Here is a 4,089-nt window from a genome sequence, read left to right on the forward strand (position 1 = left end):
AAAACGCCTGGACATAATCAATTTTCTGAAGTTATTGCCAATAAGCTTGCTATGTCGGGGAAATTCAAAGAGATATATCTAAATCGTTCTTATAGTTTTGCAAATGGCAAAGGTATCTCGGCCAGACGGCCTGACGTTATGGCTATTGATGTGAATGGTCGAGTTCATTCAATAGAATTAGCTTCTAAAACTGATATGGGAAGTAAATTACCGACGCTGACATCACGTAATGAAACAGCTATGAGTAATCTTCCTGTGAGTAAACAAGGCGAAATCATCGTTCTTGAGCATCCATATAATGCATCGGATATAAAATCGATGTTGGATAATCTCATTTCGAGTATATAGGTGATATTATGTACACAGGTATTGCATTATACGGAACAGAACAAGTGACTCCGCAAGAGGCGCTTGTTCTGGGGAAATCAATTTTTACCTCTCTAGGCCTTTCTGTGGAGACATGCGGTTACAATCAATACATTAAAAATGGAGATCATGAGGGAGACCACGAACTCATAGAGGTATCCTTGGCTGAATTAGAAGAGAAAATAGCAGCAGGATATATTAATTCATTTCGATTATATGAAGAAAAAAAAGGGCATGTACCGTGGTATGCATCTTTTGGACTATCGACTAACGACTTTGGTAGCTTTCACCATATTGATATTCAATTCCCAGCAAGCACAGATAGTAATATAGAGTCCATGTTAACAGAGGCTTTGGTTTCAGTAGCCTGTAAGTATGGTATTGCATACCGCTGTGATAAAGTTAGTAAATCTTTTTATTACTCTACTGGTGATAATTTGGTTTCTTTATATCCTTATGAGAATCCCTCTTTATTTAAAAGAGAAACACCTGGCCGATTTCAGGGGGGTGAAAGCTACCTTCATTCAAAATTAAGGATGGTATATCCATTTAATATGATAAATGAGCATCATTTAAATATTAAAATTGATGAGATGATTCTTGATCGTTGGATTGTAAAAAACAATGCAGGGCAGCTAAAAAAAATAAATAATAGTTTATGGATGTGGGTAGTAGATGATGGCAGTATTGATGAGATAAACCAATCGCTTGGTGAGGCTGGTGTTTTAATTTCCTGGAAGCAAGAATTCACTGTTAAAAAAACAGCTAAGAAATTACCTTAGTCGATATGAATAGCCTTGGCTGGGAGGTAAACGCTTCCTGGCTTACTTTGGTGGGCCCTGTCAAACCAGTTCTGCTTTTGCCCCTTTCACCACCTGCTATACCAGATCCGGTTTACCTGTCGTCGGTATAAAGATGTTGAAGCATTTATCGGATTGGCAGAGAAGTTGAAATATTTTAATTAATTATGCGAAAAACTAATGAAACAATTATCTCATATTGATGAGAAGCTGGAAAATGAGATTGTTTTCATCGTAGAAAGCGGTAATATAAAGCACGACGATGAAAAATTAGACGAAGCATTGAGCTTATATATCAAGTCCTGGTCCTTGATTCCAGAGCCAAAATTAGAATGGGATATTTCAAATTGGGTAACAGCCTGCTTGTATAGTGTCTATTTTGATTTAGGGAACTTCACAACATCGAAAGAATGGGGTGAGATTTCTCTAAAAACTCGTAGTTCAGATATTGACACCTCTCCATTGATAGATCTTGGCATGGTTTGTTATGAATTGGGCCAGTACGATGAAGCTATAAAGTACTTCGATGATGCCTATCAATATGGAAAAAATAGAGCATTCCAGGATCGGCCTAAGAAATATTTAGATTATTATCTCAAAAATAGAGTGGAGCAATGACGGTCTTTCTATTGATTTTTCTTGGGCTCATGAAATAAATGTAATCACAACATAGGTAATCATAAGAAAATAGGTTCGCCGATATTAAAATGGAGATATTTGCATGGTGGATCGTTCAGCTCTTGGGTGCGCATAGGGTAGGAACATTGTGCACTGAGCTGATATAAGCATCACCATGTGGATTTTGGCCCATATGCAATTCCAGTTCCTGGCCAAACTCATGTTGGCAGTGGTGGGGGTTGGCATACGAAATGATAGGGGGATTTATGTTATTAACTATTCAAGAAATCGAATCTCAACTTAATAATAAATTTTCTCCTTTTCAGGGGGAAATGGATGACCTTATTTTAAGAAAAAGAACAAAAACAGTTGATAATATAAGTGTTCTGGAAAAAAACTGAATGTCAAGTGTAATAATTATTTTTTATCATTTATTTCTTCGTATGATTTAGATAATTTCTCTCTTGGTAATATAGCATTTTGTTCCGGTAGTGATTATATTGAAACGTTGGTCTCTAAAAATGAGGGGGATGATTTCGGGCGCTGGTGGCAAGGTAACGACAGGCCTGATGGTATCATTCTAATCGCTATATCAGATCCGTATTCAATTTTATTGAATACAAAAAATAATGAAATATATGCAATCATGAGTGAAGAGCAAAAACACGATAAGGCTCCAATATCGAAAGATTTCGAATCGTTTGTGAGAGGCGTTGGTTCTTTGTTTTTGAAGAAGGCGCAATTACAGGAAGTCATTAATTCCGTTGGGGCAGTCAACCAGAATTTTTGGCATAATATTTAGACTGATATTTAAACACTCGCGATTTTTCAATTAGGGCCGTCAGCATGACTGCCCTAAATAATTATTTAATTCACTTCCCCTTATAACCCATTTTTCTTTCTTGAGACACCACTACTAACTGGAACCATTATTAGCGACAGTTGGGATGTAATCTGATGCCTGGTGCTCGACTCATGGGGGCACCGAGTGGGAAAACGATGCGCTGAGGTAGGACACCCCGCAGAACCTGCGCTTCTAGGGCCAGTACCTCGACCGCGAAACCGGGCTGCACTACTACACGTTCCGCTACTCTTGCAAGTCAGGCCAGCAGAATGAGTGATACTCAACTGGCATTAGGCGTAAAAAACATTCAGGATTGGGCAAGAAAAGGTCTGGAGTCTGGCATGTTTAAAATTGATCCGAATACCGGGAGATTACTATGAGTAATACAACTGAACAATTTTATGTTATGGACTATTTACCAGATGATGCTGGTTCTCCGTATTTTATGGATAAAGAGTGGGACCCGGGATTACCGGACTATGATATTTTTACAGCACCGCCAAAATCTACTTATTTTTCTCCGGAATATCGTTTAAAAGCGAGTGCTACACAATTAGATGGCGATTTTTTGATTAGTGATAATCTGGTCTCTTTTGATTTTCTTAAACTGTGTGAAGAATGTTTGGTACATAGCATACATATCCCAGTTGATATCTCACCCCTTAGAAAGAAAAAAACTGGAAAAGAGTATTATTTATTTTTCTTGCTGGACTATATTGAGATTCTCGATTGAGAAAAGTCTGACTATACGATTTCTCAGGATGTTGAATCAGGTTTACTGAATACCCCGGAATCTCGTGGGCTTGATAAAACGTATTATGACACAATTGATTTGTTTATTGTAAAAAAAGAAATAAAAAACAATCTCTTTTTCTGTCAGGAATTATCAAAGCCAGTATGCTCCAGGTCTTTTAAAGAAAAGTTTGAAATGCTGGGTTTAAAAGGAGTTGACTTTAAATCTATTGATGAAAATTTCAAATATGATGCCTGGGCTGGCTGGTGATAATTAAAAATAATGCCTGAAAAGCTCGATGGTTATAACGATAGTCTTCGGGCTTTATTAAACATACCAGAGCATTAACAAGGCGATGCTGAGTTCAGCAAAGCGGAATACCGTTACGACGCGCTGGGCCGCCGCACGGAGAAACAGGTGTGGCGACGCCACAGCCGCACGCCGGAACGCACGCAGTATGCATGGTCCGGGCTGCAAATGGTGGGCGAAACCCGCGACCGCGACCCGGAAGCCGCCGTGCAGTATATCTACACGGAAAACAGCTACGAGCCGCTGGCGCGCGTAGACAGCCGCCAGCAGTACGCGGAAATTTACTGGTATCACAGCGAAATCAACGGGCTGCCGCAATCAGTTACCGACAGTAACGGCGATATCGTCTGGCGCGGCGCGTTCAGCGCATGGGGACGCGCAGAGCAGGAAAACGACACGCTGAGGTGGGACACCCCGCA

The 4,089-nt window shown here is 39.7% G+C and carries 6 protein-coding genes and 1 pseudogene; all 7 read left to right on the forward strand.

Annotation, left to right across the window (positions count from 1 at the left end):
* A partial coding sequence (locus BM427_RS25070; RefSeq protein ID WP_496559613.1) for a hypothetical protein occupies nucleotides 1-348 on the forward strand: 348 nt, incomplete at its 5' end.
* An 8-nt stretch (nucleotides 349-356) separates the two neighbouring features.
* A complete protein-coding gene (locus BM427_RS25075; RefSeq protein WP_139234472.1) occupies nucleotides 357-1,148 on the forward strand; it encodes a hypothetical protein in 792 nt (263 codons plus the stop codon).
* Nucleotides 1,149-1,346: 198 nt separating this feature from the next.
* The gene (locus BM427_RS25080) at nucleotides 1,347-1,784 is read left to right on the forward strand and encodes a tetratricopeptide repeat protein (RefSeq protein ID WP_090127238.1); all 438 of its coding nucleotides are present in this window, start codon (nucleotides 1,347-1,349) and stop codon (nucleotides 1,782-1,784) included.
* A gap of 266 nt (nucleotides 1,785-2,050) precedes the next feature.
* On the forward strand, nucleotides 2,051-2,185 hold the full coding sequence (locus BM427_RS26270; protein ID WP_280116119.1) for a hypothetical protein: 135 nt from the start codon (nucleotides 2,051-2,053) through the stop codon (nucleotides 2,183-2,185).
* A gap of 618 nt (nucleotides 2,186-2,803) precedes the next feature.
* A pseudogene (locus BM427_RS26555) lies at nucleotides 2,804-2,875 on the forward strand (RHS family protein); the annotation flags it as partial.
* A 129-nt stretch (nucleotides 2,876-3,004) separates the two neighbouring features.
* Entirely contained in the window at nucleotides 3,005-3,361 is a 357-nt protein-coding gene (locus BM427_RS25855) for a hypothetical protein (RefSeq protein WP_208809131.1), read from the forward strand.
* Nucleotides 3,362-3,778: 417 nt separating this feature from the next.
* Nucleotides 3,779-4,089 (forward strand): RHS domain-containing protein (locus BM427_RS25095; protein ID WP_254779596.1); only part of this gene is annotated, 311 nt, incomplete at its 3' end.

The organism is Kosakonia arachidis, assembly GCF_900116535.1.
Lineage (GTDB): Bacteria > Pseudomonadota > Gammaproteobacteria > Enterobacterales > Enterobacteriaceae > Kosakonia > Kosakonia arachidis.